We start from the raw sequence: 14,598 nt of genomic DNA on the forward strand, positions 1-14,598 counted from the left end.
GCGGATCCGTTCGGGTACTCAGGCCGCCGCGCGCGGCTACTCACCCCCGCGCCTCCTCGGCGACCGGCACGGGCACCGGCGCGGGCGCGGGGGACGGCGCCTCGGTCAGCCCGACGCGGCGGTGCAGGCGGCGGAGCGGGCCCGGGGCCCACCAGTTGGCGCGGCCCGCGAGCCGCATGAACGCGGGGAGCAGCACGCCGCGGATGAGGGTGGCGTCGACGAGGACGGCGAGGGCCATCCCGATGCCGAGCTGCTGCAGGAAGACGACGTCGCCGGTGGCGTAGGTCGCGAACGAGACGGCGAGGATCAGCGCGGCGGCCGTGACGAGGGGGCCGCTGCGCGCGATGCCGAGCGGGACCGAGGCCGCGGCGTCGCCCGTCCGGTCGTACTCCTCCTTGATGCGCGAGAGGAGGAACACCTCGTAGTCCATGGAGAGCCCGTAGGCGATGCAGAACATCAGGATCGGGATGCTCGGTTCGATGGAGCCGGTCGGGGTGAAGCCGAGGAGGCCGGACAGGTTGCCCTCCTGGAAGACCCAGACGAGCGCGCCGAACATGACGGACAGGCTCAGCAGGTTCAGCACGGTCGCCTTGAGCGGGGCGAGGACGCTGCCGGTCATCAGGAACAGGACGACGACGGTGACGGCGACGATCAGTCCCGCGACGACCGGGAGCCGGGCGGTGACGGCGTCGCGGTAGTCGGCGAGTTCGGCCGGGTAGCCGCCGACGAGGGCGGGGCCCGGGGCGGGCACGGCGCGGACGTCCTCGACGAGCCCGACGGCGTCGGCTCCGAGCCGCTCGGACGACGGGACGGCGACGACGCGGACGCCGCCGCCGGACGCGTACCCGGCCCCGGCGGGCGCCGGGACGGGGGCGCCGTCCGCGAACGACCCGGCGGGCGAGTCGACCCGGACGATCCCGTCGACCCGCGACAGTTCGGCCGCGTAGGGGCCCGCGCCCGCGGCATCCCGCAGGACGATCTGCAGGGCGTCGGCCTCCTCGACGGGGAACGAGGCGCGGATCTCGTCGTACATCTGCCGGACGGGCGCCGCGGTGTTCAGCACGCGGTCGTCCGGGAGTCCGAACCGGACGCCGAGGAACGGGGCGCCGAGCAGCAGGACGAGCGCGAGCGCGGTGCCGCCGAGGACGAGCGGGCGGCGCATGACGGCGGCCGCGAAGCCGTGCCAGCGGGCGGCGGTGCGGGGGGCCGGGGCGCGGCGGGCGACGCGGCGGCCGAGCAGGGTGAGGGCGGCGGGGAGCAGGACGGTCGCGCCGACGACGGCCGCGGCGACGACGGCGACGCCCGCGTAGGCGAACGACGCGAGGAACGGGAACGGGAAGACGAGCAGGACGGCGAGGGCCGCGGCGACCGTGGCGCCGCTGAACAGGACCGTCCGTCCGGCGCCCCGGACGGTCGCGACGACCGCCTCCCGCACGTCGTCGCCGCCTCCGTCGCGGGCGGCGAGTTCCTCCCGGAAGCGGAAGATCATGAACAGCCCGTAGTCGACGCCGAGGCCGATGCCCATGACGAGGGCGATGTTGGACGCGAACGTGGAGATCTCGGTGAAGGCGAGCGGGATCCGCAGCAGGGCGAGGGAGCCGAGGACGGCGAACAGGCCGGTGGCGAGGGTGACGAGCGCGGCGGCGAACCGCCGGTAGACGAGCCAGAGGAGCAGCAGCGTCAGCGGCAGGATGATCAGTTCGGCGCGGACGAAGTCGGCGCGGGCCTGCTCCATGACCGTGCGGAACACCTCGTCGCCGCCGCCGACGGTCACCGCGACGGCCGCGTCCGTGCGGGTGAGGTCGGCCGCGAGGTCGGGCAGGACGCCCGTCCGGACGTGGTCGGCGTCGCCCGGCACCCACGCGAGGACGAGCGCGTGCCGCGCGTCCTCGCTGCGGAGCGTCTCGGTGCCGCCGCGGCTCCAGTAGGACCAGGCGTCGCCGACGCCGTCGCGGGCGGCGAGCTCGGCGGTCAGCGCCCGTCCGGCGGCCGCGGCGGCGGGGTCGTCGACGGTGCCGGTGCGGGCCGTGACGAGGAGCGCGACGTTGGGGCTGCCGGTGCCGTGGTCGCGGGCGAGGGCGTCGCGGGCGCGCATCGACTCGGAGCCGGGCGCCTCGAAGCGGTTGAGCGACAGGGCGCCGATCGTGCCGGCGCCGACGATGCCGACGAGGACGAGCGCGACGGCGCCGAGCGCGCTGATCAGCCGGGGCCTTCGGGTGACGAACCGGCCGAGGCCGTGCGGTGTGGACACGTGCTCCCCCAGGGGCGACGATGATCACGGCGGTCATATACGAGCAGATACTCGTAATTACCGCCGGATAATACGAGCGGATGCTCGTATTTGCAATACTCGACGGGTCGCAGGCGGTACGGCGGGAGGACGGCGATGGACGGGGACGGCGGGTCCGGGGCGGGCGCGCGGCCGGTGCGGCGGCAGGCGCGCGGGGAGCGCCGCATCGCGCAGATCCTGGACGCGGCCGCCGGGGTGCTCGCCGAGTCCGGCTACGAGGCCGCGACGACGAACCGGATCGCGGCGGCGGCGGGCATCTCGCCCGGCTCGCTCTACCAGTTCTTCCCGAACAAGGAGGCGATCGCGAGGGCCCTCGCCGACCGGTTCGCGGCGGGGATGGGCGGCGCCCACCGCAGCGCGTTCGAGGCCGCCGACCCGGCCGCGGTGCCGCTCGCGGAGCTGATCGACGGGATCGTCGACCCGCTGATGGCCTTCAACCTCGCCAACCCGGGCTTCAAGGCGCTGTTCGCGCGCCCCGACATGCCGGCCGAGCTCTCCGCCGCCACGCGTCCGATCCAGGACGCGGTGCTCGGACGCGTCGCCGGCATCCTCGCCGCGCGCGCCCCGGGCCTCCCGGAGGACGACCGGACGCGCGGCGCCCGCGTCCTGATCCAGGTGTTCAAGGCGCTCGTCCCCCTGGTGGCGGAGGCCGCGTCGCAGGACGAGCGGGACGCGCTGATGGCCGAGCTGAAGCACGTCCTCGCCGGGTACATGACCGCCCTCGAAGCCCGCGGCGCCGCCCGGACCGGCGGCGCCTGACGGCCGCCGTCAGGCCCGGCCGCGGGGATCCCCTACCGGCCCGGGAAGCCCCCGGCACGCCCGAGGAGCGCGGGCACGGGCTCGCCGAGCAGCCCGCCCAGCCAGGCCCCGGTCGCCGCGACCCGCTCCATGTCGATCCCGGTCTCGACGCCGCCGCGGTGCAGCGCGTACAGCAGGTCCTCGGTGGCGATGTTGCCGGTGGCGGCGGGCGCGAACGGGCAGCCGCCGAACCCGCCCGCCGACGCGTCCAGCGTCGTCACGCCCTCGTCGACCGCCGCCAGCGCGTTCGCGTACCCGGTGTTGCGCGTGTTGTGGAAGTGGAACCGCAAGGGGATCCCCGGGGCGGCCTCGCGCACGCGCCGCGCCAGGTCGCGGACCTGCGCCGGAACGCCCACCCCGACGGTGTCGGCGAGGGCGATCTCGGACGCCGCGTGCGCCCGGCGCGCGAGCTCCGCGACCCGCTCGGGCGGCGTCTCGCCCTCGAACGGGCAGCCGAACGCCACCGCGATCGTCAGGGTCGCGGGCACCCCCGCCTCCGCCGCCGCGGCGGCGATGCCGTCCCACGCGTCCATCATCTCGGCGACGGTCGCGCCCTGGTTGCGGACGCAGAACGCGTCGGACGCCGGGACGGCCACGTTCACCTCGTCGACCCCCGCGGCCAGCGCCCGGTCGAGCCCCCGCCGGTTCAGGACGAGCCCGCTGTAGCGCACGTCCCCCCGGGGCACCCCCGCCATGACCTCCTCGGCGCCCGCCATCTGCGGGACGCGCTTCGGGTGCACGAACGAGACGGCCTCGATCCGGCGCGTCCCGGCCTCCGCGCAGCGCGCGATGAAGGCGATCCGGTCGTCCGGGGTGAGCACGCGGGCCTCGTTCTGGAGACCGTCCCGCGGGCCGACCTCCACCACCGTTGTATGCAATGTGCCTCCAGACTTGCCACCTTCGCGTCGAATGTGACTATATTGCATGCAATCGAGGAGGTGCCATGGCGCGTGCGGCGGACGTCGCGTACGACGCGGTGCGGCGGATGATCCTGTCCGGGGACGCCGCCGCCGGATCGCGGCTCGGCGAGTCGGAACTCGCCGAGACCCTCGGGCTGTCCCGCACCCCGGTGCGCGAGGCCCTGCAGCGGCTCGGCTCGGACGGCCTGGTGGAGGTGCTGCCGCACCGCGGCGCCCGCGTCGTCGCATGGACCCGCGAGGACCTCGCGGAGATCTTCGAGCTCCGCGCGCTCCTCGAGCCCTACGCCGCCGCCCGCGCCGCGCGCATCGGCCGGGACGCGGCCGTCCTCGCCGACCTGGCCGCGCTCTGCGACGCCATGGAGGCCGCCGCGGCCGACCGCGACCTCGGCGCGCTCGCCCGCCTGAACTCCGGCTTCCACGCCGCGGTGATCGACGCGTCGCGGAACCGGCGGCTGCCCGGGATGCTCGCGTCCGTCGTGCACGCCCCGCTGATCGTCGGCACGTTCCGCCGCTACGACGCCGCCGAACTGGACCGCTCCATGAACCACCACCGGGAGATCGTCGCCGCCATCGCCGCGGGCGACCCCGACTGGGCCGAAGCGGTGATGCGCGCCCACATCCGCGCCGCCGCCGCCAACCTGAACCGGAAGGACGACGATGAACGCACTCGGTGACCTGCGGGTCGTGGAGATGGGCCAGCTCCTCGCCGGCCCGTTCTGCGGGCAGCTCCTCGGCGACTTCGGCGCCGAGGTCATCAAGATCGAACCGCCGGGCGCCGGGGACCCGATGCGCGAGTGGGGCCGCGAGAAGCCGCACGGCAAGTCCCTCTGGTGGCCGATCCTCGCGCGCAACAAGAAGTCGGTCACGCTGAACCTGCGCACGTCCGAGGGCCAGGCCCTCGCCCGCCGCGTCATCGCGCAAGCCGATGTCCTCGTGGAGAACTTCCGCCCCGGCACCCTCGAACGCTGGGGCCTCTCCCCGGACGAGCTCCGCGCCGAGAACCCCCGCCTCATCGTCACCCGCGTCACCGGCTACGGCCAGGACGGCCCCTACGCCCCCCGTGCCGGGTTCGGCTCCATCGGCGAGGCGATGGGCGGCATCCGCTACGTCACCGGCGACCCCGACAAGCCCCCGTCCCGGGCCGGCATCTCCCTCGGCGACGAACTCGCCGGGACGTTCGCCGCGCTCGGCACCCTCGTCGCCCTGCACGCCCGGCACCGCACCGGCCGCGGCCAGATCGTCGACTCCGCCCTCTACGAGGCCGTCCTCGCGATGATGGAGTCCCTCGTCCCCGAATGGGACATCGCGGGCTACCAGCGCGAACGCACCGGCTCCGTCCTCCCGAACGTCGCCCCCAGCAACGTCTACCCGACCAAGGACGGCCCCGTCCTCATCGCCGCCAACCGGGACACGATCTGGCGCCGGCTGGCCGCGCTGATGGGACGTCCCGAACTCGCCGACGACGAGCGGTTCGCCACCCACGGCGCCCGCGGCGCGAACGCCGACGAACTCGACGGCCTCATCGGCGACTGGACGTCCGCCCGGGACTCGGCCGAACTCCTCGACCTCCTGCACGAGAACGGCATCCCCGCGGGCCTCACCTACCGCGCGAAGGACATGCTCGCCGACCCGCACTACCGCGCCCGCGAGGCGATCATCCGGATGGCGCACCCCGAGTTCGGCGAGTTCCCGATGCAGAACGTCTTCCCGAAGCTCTCCGACACCCCCGGCGAGGTCCGCGCCCTCGGCCCGTCCCTGGGCGAGCACAACCCCGAGGTCTACGGCGCCCTCCTCGGCCTCACCCCCGCCGACCTCGAAGCCCTGACGGCGGCCGGCACGATCTGACCCCGACCCCGCGGCCTTCCGGCAGACGCGGAGCGCCGCCCCGGCCGGGGCGGCGCGCTCGCCGCGCAGCTCCTCGGGCGGCATGAGGCCGGGGGTGCCGACGACCATCCCGGTCCGGGTGAGGCCCCCGCCGCCGCTGGCCATGGCCGGGAGGCTGCGCCATGGTGGGCGGAGGACGACACCGGGAGGGGCATGGCGCCGCGATCATCCCCCGGAGCACCGCCCGGGCCGCGCCCGCGCGTCGCCGAGGTCGACGTCCTCCGCGGGTTCGCCCTGTCCGGCGTCGTGATCGTGAACACCGTGCAGCTCACCGGGGTGCCCGTCCCGGATCCGGGCGATGGTCGCGGGCCCGGCTACTGGGCGTACGAGACGCTGCTCCACCAGCGGTTCTTCCCGATCTTCTCGCTGCTGTTCGGCGTGAGCTTCGGCCTGTTCCTGGACGCGGTCCGGGACCGGACGCCGCACCCGCGGGTGCTGATGCTCGCGCGGCTGGGCTTCCTGATCCCCATCGGCGCGCTCCACCGGATGCTGCACCCCCGCGAGGTGCTGCTGACGTACGCGGTGGTCGGGATCGCCGTCCTGCTGCCCGCGTCGTTCCTCCCCGGGTGGCGGACGCTCCTGGCGCTGGGCCTCGCCGCCGCGGGCGCGGCGGCGTCGACGGCGGGCGGCAGCGCGCTCGTCCCCGGGTTGTTCCTCGTGGGGTACGCGGTCCACAGGTACGGCGTCGGGCGGATCCTGGACGCGCCGGCGGCCCGGGTGTCGGCGTTCCTCCTGTGCTGCGCCGTCCTCGCCGCCGGGCTGAACGCCTGGCAGGTCGCGGCGGCGGCCGGTCCGAGTTCCGCACCCGCGACCTGGGCGGGTCTGGCCACCGCCGCGGTCTACATTGCGGCGGTCGTGCGGCTGTCGCGCACGCGGGCGGCACGGCTCCTGGGCGGGCTCGTCCCGCCGGGGAGGGCGGCGCTGACCGTCTACGTCGGCGCGACGGTCGCGATCGTCGCGGCCGACCGCGCCGTCCGTCCGGCCGCGCCTCCCGACCTTCCGGTCGCCGTCGCCGCGGGCGCGTCCGTCTTCTGCCTCGGGCTCGCCTTCAGCCGCCTGTGGCTCCGCCGCGCCCGCCACGGGCCGCTGGAATGGGTGTGGCGGCGCCTCACCTGGTGGGGGCCGGTTCCGCCGGGCGCCGACCGCGCCGACACGGGGTGAGGGGCGAGGGTTCGCACTTCGCTTGACAAAGCGTACTTGCAAAAGACAAGCTACGCTCGATCGAGAGGAGATCGGACATGAGCACATCGGCGAACGGCCCGGCGAGCTACTTCCCGGCGATCGAGAAGAAGTACGGGCGGCCCGTCCGGGAATGGGTCGACCTCATCCGCGCGTCGCCGCTGACCAAGCACATGGAGCTCGTCGCCTGGCTCAAGGACGAGCACGGGCTGGGGCACGGGCACGCGAACGCCCTCGTCGCCCACACCCTCGGCGAAGGGCGGTAGGGCCGTGTGAGCGGTTTGTGAGGGGGGCGGGCGAGGCTCGGCGGCATGGAAAATGCCATCCGGGCCGAGGGCCTGGTCAAACGATTCGGGAAGACGGTCGCGCTGGACGGCGTCGGGCTGAGCGCGCGGCGCGGCACCGTGCTCGGGCTGCTCGGGCCGAACGGCGCCGGGAAGACGACGGCCGTGCGGATCCTCGCGACGCTGCTGCGGCCGGACGCCGGGACGGCGCGCGTGGGCGGGCTCGACGTCGTCCGCGACGAGGCGCGGGTGCGGCGGGCGATCGGGCTGACGGGGCAGTACGCGTCGGTCGACGAGGACCTGACGGCGGCGGAGAACCTCGTGCTCATCGGGCGGCTGCTCGACCTGCGCAAGGGCGACGCGCGCGCCCGCGCGGCGGAGCTGCTGGAGCGGTTCGAGCTGGCGGACGACGCGGGCCGGCGGGTGTCGGCGTTCTCGGGCGGGATGCGCCGCCGGCTCGACCTCGCGGCCTGCATGGTGGGGCGTCCGGCGGTGACGTTCCTGGACGAGCCGACGACCGGGCTCGATCCGGGCCGCCGCGAGGACGTGTGGCGGATGATCCGGGCGATGACGGCGGACGGCGGGACGGTGCTGCTCACGACGCAGTACCTGGAGGAGGCGGACGCGCTCGCCGACGCCATCGTCGTGATCGACCGGGGCCGGGTGATCGCGGAGGGCACGCCCGCGGAGCTGAAGCGGGTCGCGGGCGGGCAGGCGATCACGGTGCGGCCGCGGGACCCCGGGCGGCTGGTGGAGGTCGCGGCGATCCTGAACGCGGTGTCGGGGCGGGCGGCCGAGTCGCCGCGCCGGGACGTCCTGACGGTGCCGGTGGACGGCGAGGACGCGCTCGCCGAGACGGTCCGGCGGCTGGACGCGGCGGGCATCGCCGTCGTCGAGCTGTCGCTGCGGCTGCCGAGCCTGGACGAGGTGTTCTTCACCCTGACCGGCCACGGCGTGCTGAAGGAGGAGGCGGCGGTATGACCGACACCCTCGTCGGCCCGAGGACCCGCACGGCGGAACCGGGGGCGCGGCCGTTCGCACTGGCCCGGCACAGCCTGCTGCTCGCCGGGCGGAGCCTGACCAAGACGCGGCGCAACCCGGGCATCCTGCTGGACGCGCTGTTCATGCCGATCATGTTCCTGCTGCTGTTCGTGTACCTGTTCGGCGGCGCAGTGTCCGGCTCCACCCGGGAGTACCTGCAGTACATCTTCCCGGGCGTCCTGGTGATGACGATGGTCCTCGCCGGGATGGTGTCGGTCGGCGTCGCCATCAACGTGGACGTCAAGAAGGGCGTGTTCGACCGGTTCCGGAGCCTGCCGATCGGACGGTCCGCGCCGCTGGTCGGGCTCGTCGTCAGCGACGGCCCCCGGTACGTCGTCACCGGCACCGTCCTGTTCGCGACCGGCTACCTGATGGGGTTCCGGGTCGAGACGAACGCCGCGGCGGCGCTCGCGGCGGCGGGGCTCAGTGCGGCGCTCGGGTTCGCGCTGAGCTGGGTGAACGTGCTGGTCGGGGTGCTGATCAAGGAGGAGACCGTCGTGCAGACGGTGGCGTTCCTCGGCATCTTCCCGCTGACGTTCGGGACGAGCATGGCGGTGCCGACCGAGACGCTGCCGGGCTGGCTGCAGGCGTGGGTGGAGGTCAACCCGGTCGACAACGCGGTCGACGCCTGCCGCGGACTGCTCGTCGGCGGCCCGGTCGCGGACGCGGCGACCGCGACGCTGCTGTGGGCGGCGGGCTTCCTCGCGGTGTTCGCGCCGCTGGCCGTGTACGCCTACCGGCGGCGGAGCTGATCCTCCAGGAGGGCGAGCGCGCCGGGGAGGTCGAGCGCCGCGCCGCGCGCGCGGGCGTCCTCGAAGGCGCGCTCGCCCAGCGCGTCCCGCAGGCCGCGGGCGACGTGCGCGACATCGGGGTCGGCCTCGTCCGCGCCGCCGCGGAGGACGGACGCGGCGCCGAGCGCGGCCGCGGCGTCCGCGGGGCGGTCGGCGGCGCGCAGCCGGGCGACGCCGACCCCGGCGGACGCGGCGACGGGCATGTCGGGGCCCGCGACGGCCCCGGCGAGCGCGGCCCGCAGGTGGCGGCGGGCCGCGGCGCGTTCGCCGGCGCCGATCGCGAGGTGCGCGCGCGCCGTCGCCAGCAGGGACGGGTACTGCGGCCCTGAGGGCGCGCGTTCCAGTTCCCGTTCCGCGGCGGCGTAGTGCCGCTCGGCCTCGGCGGGGTCGCCGCCGTGCCGGGCCAGGTCGCCGAGCGCCAGCCGCGCGCCGACCAGGTGCCGGGCGGGCGTCGCGGCCTCCGGCGCGAGCAGGGCGGCCAGTTCGCGGCGCGCCCGGCCGGCGTCGCCCGACCGGGCGAGCACGACCGCCAGCATCACCCGCTGCCGTGCCGCCTCGCGCTCCTGCCCGAGCTCGCGCAGCAGCCCGATCGACTCCTCCAGCGCCGCGACGGCCGCGTCGTGGTCGCCGCCGCTCAGCTCCGTCGACGACGCGAACAGCAGCGCCATCGCGAGGCCGGCCCGCTCGCCGCTCTCCCGGTACGCGGCGACGGCGGCGGCCAGGTCGCGGTGCGCGGCGGCCAGGTCGCCCGCGTTCCCGTCGAGCATCGCGGCCATGACGTGGAGCGTCCCGCGCGTCCAGGCGTCCCGGCCGGGCAGCAGGCGGTCGACGGCGGCGCGGCCGCCCGCCGCGTCGTCGCGCAGCAGCGCGACCCCCGGCTCGACCAGCACCGCGAGCGGGCGCGCGTCCGGCCCCGGCGCCCGCGCCTCGATCAGCGGGTCGTCGCGCGCGGCGCCGCCCGCCAGCACGACGTTCAGCACGTACCCGCCGAGCGCCGCCGCCTCGGCGCCGTCCGGGACGGGCGTGCGGCGCGGGGTCTCCAGCGCGCCCTTGAGCCGCCGCGCGGCCTCGGCGTGGTCGCCCTGAATGGTCCAGAACACCGCGAGCGCCGCCGCCAGCCGGACGGCCGAGCCCGCGTCGCCGCGCTCCTCCGCGAACCGGAGGGCGGCGTGGACGTCGTCCTGCGCCTCGGTCAGCCGGGGGAGCCACGCGACCTGCCCGGCCCCGAGCAGGTGGGGCGCGGCCCGCTCGGCCGCCTCGACGACGTACGCGAGGTGCGCCGCCCGGACGGCGGCGGACTCGCCGCGCTCGGCCAGCCGCTCCCGCGCGTACTCCCGGATCGTCTCCAGCATCCGGAACCGCGGCTCGCCGCCGTCCACCGGCTGGAGCAGCGACCGGTCGGCGAGCGCGTCCAGGTCCTCCAGCGTCCCGCCGCCGACCCGCGCGGCCGCGTCCGGGACGATCACGCCGGGGAACACCGCGAGCCGTTCGGCGAACGCCCGCTCCCGCTCGTCCAGCAGGTCCCAGCTCCAGGCGACGACGGCGCGCAGCGTGCGGTGCCGGGGGGCGGCGCGGCCCCCGGTGAGCAGCCGGAACCGCTCGCCGAGCCGGTGCACGAGCTGCTCGGGCGTCATCGCGCGCAGCCGCGCCGCGGCCAGCTCGATCGCGAGCGGCAGCCCGTCCAGCCGCCGGCAGATCTCCGCGACGGCCGCCGCGCTCTCCGCCGCGTCGAACCCGGGGCGGACGGCCGCCGCGCGCTCCGCGAACAGCCGCGCCGCGTCGGGCCCGTCCAGCGGCGGCACCGGGCACAGCGCCTCGCCGTCGATGCCGAGCCGCTCCCGGCCCGTCGCCAGCACCCGCAGCTCCGGGCACGCGCCGAGCAGCCCGCCCGCCAGGTCGGCCGCCGCGTCCAGCACGTGCTCGCAGTTGTCGAGGACGAGCAGCGCCGCCGCGCCCGCGAGCGCCTCGGCGACCCGCTCCGGCCCCCGCACCCCGAGCGCGGCCGCGACCGCCCCGGGGACCTCGCCGCCCGCGGCGACCGCCGCCAGCTCCACGACCCACACCCCGCCCGGGAACCGCTCCGCGACCCGCTCCGCGACCGTCGTCGCCAACCGCGTCTTGCCCGCACCGCCCGGCCCGACGAGCGTGACGAGCCGTCCGTCCCACAGCCGCCGGGCGATCCACGCGCACTCGTCCTCCCGGCCGACGAACCCCGTCGCGGGCGCCCGCAGGTTGCCGCGCGGACGGGCCCGCGGCACCCGCAGGACGTCGAGGTACGCGGCCCGCGCCTCGTCGCCGGGATCCGCGCCCAGCTCGTCGGCCAGCACCCGCCGGAACTCCTCGTACACCGCGAGCGCCTCCGCCGGACGCCCGTCGCGGTGCAGCGCACGCACCAGCAGCGCCCGCACCCGCTCCCGCAGCGGATGCCGCGCCGCGAGCCCCTCCAGCTCGGCCGCGAGCGCGCCCGGGCCGGCGCCCGCGGCCAGCTCGGCGGCGATCCGGTCCTCGGTCGCGGCGAGCCGCAGCTCGCGGAGCCGGACGGCCTCGGCCGCGGCGAACGGGGCGTCCCCGGCGTCGGCGAGCGGGTCGCCGCGCCACAGGCCGAGCGCCTCGCCGAGCAGCGTCGCCGCCCGGCCGCCGTCCCCGCCGCGCAGCGCCCGCGCGCCCTCTCGCGCGAGCCGCTCGAACCGGTGCGCGTCCACCGCGTCCGGCGCGACGTCCAGCAGGTACCCGCCCGGCTCCGACCGCACCCGGCCGTCCGGCAGGGACCGCCGGAGCCGCGACACGAGCGCCTGCAGGGCGTGCGCGGGGTCGCCGGGGCCGCCGTCCGGCCACACGGCCCGGACGAGCGCGTCGCCCGTCACCGTCCGTCCGGGCTCCAGCGCAAGCCGCGCCACCAGCGCCCGCAGCCGCGCCCCGCCGACGGGCACCGCCGCCCCGCCGTCCGTGACCACCAGCGGCCCGAGGATCCCGACGAACATGCCCCCATTCTGGGCCGAGCCGCCCCCGGCCGCGCGCCCGTCCACGGCCTGTGGACGGGCGGGGGCCGGGGCCCCCGCGGCCCGGACGAACGGCCCGTCTCCCCCCTCCTGGAGACGGGACGTGCGGGTCAGGCGCCCTCGCGGGCGGCCTCGTGGAGCAGGACGAGCTGCTCGCAGACCTCGGTGATGTCGGCGACGGGCATGCGGACGAGTGCGCCGTCGCGGCCGCACCAGTGGAAGGCGGCGCGCTCGCACCAGACCGCGCGGCCGCCGACGGCGAGCCCTGCGGGGGCGGCCGGGGACGCGGTGAGGCCGCGGTCGGCGAGGAGGGCGCCCAGTTCCTCGACGGCGTGCGCGGGGTCGGCCGAGATGGGGCGGACGTGGCCGCCGCGGACCGGGACGGCGAACCAGGTGGCCTTGCCGGAGACCTGCGGGGAGCGCAGCCGGGAGCGGGACGCGTGGTGGCCCCAGCGGCCGCCGGAGAGCATGTCGATGATGTCGAGGCCGCGGCCGTGCTCGGGCATCGGACCGGCGGACGTGCGGCGCCGCCAGCAGCGCAGCTCGTCGAAGATCTTGACGACGAGTTCCTGGCGGCCGCGGCCGTCGCCGCGGCGGTAGACCCAGAGTTCGGCGCCCGCGGACGGCTTGCGGCTGCCGTCGGCGGAGCGCGGGGTGCCGTGCAGGAGCGCGTTGGTGGCGAGTTCGCTGACCATCAGGGTGACGTCGTCCGCGTCCCGGACGCCGGCTTTCGGGAGCAGGTTCGCGACGTGCGCGCGCGCGACACCGGCGATCGTCTCGTCCGGGGGCAGGGGCAGGGCCGTGCAGCCGCCGTTCTCGAGGGTCCAGGGGACCCCGCACAGCGTCGCCGCCTTCGTCATGGTCGCCACCTCGGTGAAGTCGATTGAGTTCTTCCGTGGCTACCGCCCACCGGCGCGTGGGAGCGGTAGGCGTTCCGGAGACGGCGGAGCCGAAATGCCTCTGACAATCTCGACATATGGCCCGCAGTTCCCGACTCGCTACCTGTGAATCGCAGATTCAGTGTCGCACATGCGACCGAACAAGGAGCCGAACATGAGCAAGGAATTCTGTTGACGAGCGAGATGTTCACTGATCCGGACCCCGGCCGTCATAATTCGCGCGGCCGTGATCGGACGGGCGCGTAACGGCGGGCGCCCGGGAGGCGCGGTGCACGCGCTGTAGCGTGGAGGACGCCTGAGAGGGGCCGCACACGGAAGATCCCCCAGGGGTGCAGCCCTGGGGGATCTCGTGTGCGGCTTCGGGGCGGCCTCCGCGCGGGAGCGCCCGCGCCGCGGGTCCGTGCCGGCGGCCGCGGCTACCGGTCGTACCGGCCCGCCTTCACGTCGGCGAGGAACGCGGCGAACACCGGACGGGCGACGACGTGCGCGCCCGCCTCGGGCGCCGTGCTGTCGCGCACCCCGGTGGCCGCGTCGAGGTCGGCGACCTCGACGCAGGCGCCGTTGCTGCTGGCGCTCGCCGAAGCCTTGAACCACCGTGCCTGAGAGAGGTCCATCGCTGTCTCCTCGAGATCACTCAAGTGTTGCCATGAGCTTGCTGATGTACGCGGCGCTGTCGGCCGGGCCGAGCGCCGACCGCTTGATCTGCTCGTAGATCAGCTCATACGCCTCCACGTTGTCGGCGGGATCGATGTGCTGGATGGCGGCGTCGGTCTCGAGGTAGGCCATGGGCGGCTCCCCGCCGGGGAACCGGAAGATGTGGAAGACCATCGCCATGCCGGGGTGCAGGCCGTCCTCGAAGCGGAGCAGCCGCAGCTCGACGTTGGGGCGCTCCGCCATCTTGAGCAGGTGCGCGAGCTGGGCGCGCCGCTCGTCGCCGTGCCCCCACTCGTACAGCAGCGCCGCCTCGGTGACGAGGGCCGTGAGCCGGGGCGCGGTGTCGCCGTCGCGCTCCAGGATCTGCTGGCGGCGCAGCCGGGCGCGCAGGGCGACCTCCCGCCATTCGGGCGGCTTCGACCCGTACGACAGGAGCGTCTGCATGTACGGGACGGTCTGGAGCAGTCCGGGGACGAGCAGCGGCGTGTAGACGAGGATCTCGGAGGCGTCGTTCTCGAACCCGGGGAACTCGACGCTCCCGTACACCTCGCCGTACTCGCGCCACCAGGCCCGGCGGCGGGCGCTGCGCGCGAGCTCCTGGAGCCGGTCGACGGTCTCGTCGTCGGCGCCGTAGAGGCGGGCGAGGTCGCGGATGTCGCTGAGCTCCGGACGGACCCACGTGTTCGCCTCGAACCGGCCGACCTTGCCGCGCCCCCAGCTGAGGCGGTCGCAGACCTGGTTGGCGGTGTAGCCGGACGCCTCGCGCAGCTCCTTCAGCCGCCGCGCCAGCGTCCACTTGGCGATGGTGGCCCCGTACGCGTCGCTCACGGGCGCCGCCTCCCTCCGCATGCCCGCGCCC

13 protein-coding genes are annotated in these 14,598 nt (G+C 75.9%); 7 read left to right on the forward strand and 6 right to left on the reverse strand.

Features of this window, described 5'->3' with window-relative positions; translation table 11 throughout:
- Positions 1–40 precede the first annotated feature (40 nt).
- Positions 41–2,251, reverse strand: a complete 2,211-nt coding sequence (locus tag H505_RS0115855; RefSeq protein WP_084550284.1) for an MMPL family transporter — start codon at positions 2,249–2,251, stop codon at positions 41–43.
- Between the two features lie 135 nt (positions 2,252–2,386).
- Here H505_RS0115855 and H505_RS42125 point away from each other — a divergent pair, with 135 nt between their 5' ends.
- The gene (locus H505_RS42125; RefSeq protein WP_034518072.1) at positions 2,387–3,049 is read left to right on the forward strand and encodes a TetR/AcrR family transcriptional regulator; all 663 of its coding nucleotides are present in this window, start codon (positions 2,387–2,389) and stop codon (positions 3,047–3,049) included.
- A gap of 32 nt (positions 3,050–3,081) precedes the next feature.
- On the opposite strand, the gene H505_RS0115865 is transcribed toward H505_RS42125, so the two are convergent.
- Positions 3,082–4,014, reverse strand: a complete 933-nt coding sequence (locus tag H505_RS0115865) for a hydroxymethylglutaryl-CoA lyase (RefSeq protein WP_051300735.1) — start codon at positions 4,012–4,014, stop codon at positions 3,082–3,084.
- 17 nt (positions 4,015–4,031) lie between these two features.
- On the opposite strand from H505_RS0115865, the gene H505_RS0115870 reads away from it, so the two are divergent.
- The 6 genes from H505_RS0115870 (at position 4,032) to H505_RS0115895 (ending at position 9,148) form a co-directional block, all read left to right on the forward strand.
- Complete coding sequence (locus H505_RS0115870; protein ID WP_026402792.1) at positions 4,032–4,682, forward strand: GntR family transcriptional regulator; 651 nt, start codon at positions 4,032–4,034, stop codon at positions 4,680–4,682.
- Complete coding sequence (locus H505_RS0115875; protein ID WP_026402793.1) at positions 4,666–5,853, forward strand: CaiB/BaiF CoA transferase family protein; 1,188 nt, start codon at positions 4,666–4,668, stop codon at positions 5,851–5,853. Before H505_RS0115870 ends, H505_RS0115875 begins: the two co-directional genes overlap by 17 nt.
- A gap of 192 nt (positions 5,854–6,045) precedes the next feature.
- Entirely contained in the window at positions 6,046–7,053 is a 1,008-nt protein-coding gene (locus tag H505_RS0115880) for a DUF418 domain-containing protein (RefSeq protein ID WP_026402794.1), read from the forward strand.
- Between the two features lie 77 nt (positions 7,054–7,130).
- Positions 7,131–7,337 (forward strand): DUF4287 domain-containing protein, encoded by a 207-nt coding sequence (locus H505_RS0115885; protein WP_026402795.1) that lies wholly within the window; start codon positions 7,131–7,133, stop codon positions 7,335–7,337.
- A gap of 45 nt (positions 7,338–7,382) precedes the next feature.
- Entirely contained in the window at positions 7,383–8,336 is a 954-nt protein-coding gene (locus tag H505_RS0115890) for a daunorubicin resistance protein DrrA family ABC transporter ATP-binding protein (RefSeq protein ID WP_026402796.1), read from the forward strand.
- Positions 8,333–9,148 (forward strand): ABC transporter permease, encoded by an 816-nt coding sequence (locus tag H505_RS0115895; protein ID WP_026402797.1) that lies wholly within the window; start codon positions 8,333–8,335, stop codon positions 9,146–9,148. The genes H505_RS0115890 and H505_RS0115895 overlap by 4 nt, the downstream gene beginning before the upstream one ends.
- On the opposite strand, the gene H505_RS0115900 is transcribed toward H505_RS0115895, so the two are convergent.
- From H505_RS0115900 to H505_RS0115915, 4 genes are all read right to left on the reverse strand, one after another.
- The gene (locus H505_RS0115900) at positions 9,130–12,168 is read right to left on the reverse strand and encodes an ATP-binding protein (protein ID WP_026402798.1); all 3,039 of its coding nucleotides are present in this window, start codon (positions 12,166–12,168) and stop codon (positions 9,130–9,132) included. The genes H505_RS0115895 and H505_RS0115900 overlap by 19 nt on opposite strands.
- A 128-nt stretch (positions 12,169–12,296) precedes the next feature.
- On the reverse strand, positions 12,297–13,046 hold the full coding sequence (locus H505_RS47695) for an ATP-binding protein (RefSeq protein WP_051300736.1): 750 nt from the start codon (positions 13,044–13,046) through the stop codon (positions 12,297–12,299).
- A gap of 455 nt (positions 13,047–13,501) precedes the next feature.
- Complete coding sequence (locus tag H505_RS0115910) at positions 13,502–13,699, reverse strand: DUF397 domain-containing protein (RefSeq protein ID WP_026402799.1); 198 nt, start codon at positions 13,697–13,699, stop codon at positions 13,502–13,504.
- 16 nt (positions 13,700–13,715) lie between these two features.
- On the reverse strand, positions 13,716–14,567 hold the full coding sequence (locus tag H505_RS0115915; protein WP_026402800.1) for a helix-turn-helix domain-containing protein: 852 nt from the start codon (positions 14,565–14,567) through the stop codon (positions 13,716–13,718).
- Between the last annotated feature and the right edge of the window lie 31 nt (positions 14,568–14,598).

It is taken from the genome of Actinomadura rifamycini DSM 43936 (assembly GCF_000425065.1).
GTDB lineage: Bacteria > Actinomycetota > Actinomycetes > Streptosporangiales > Streptosporangiaceae > Spirillospora > Spirillospora rifamycini.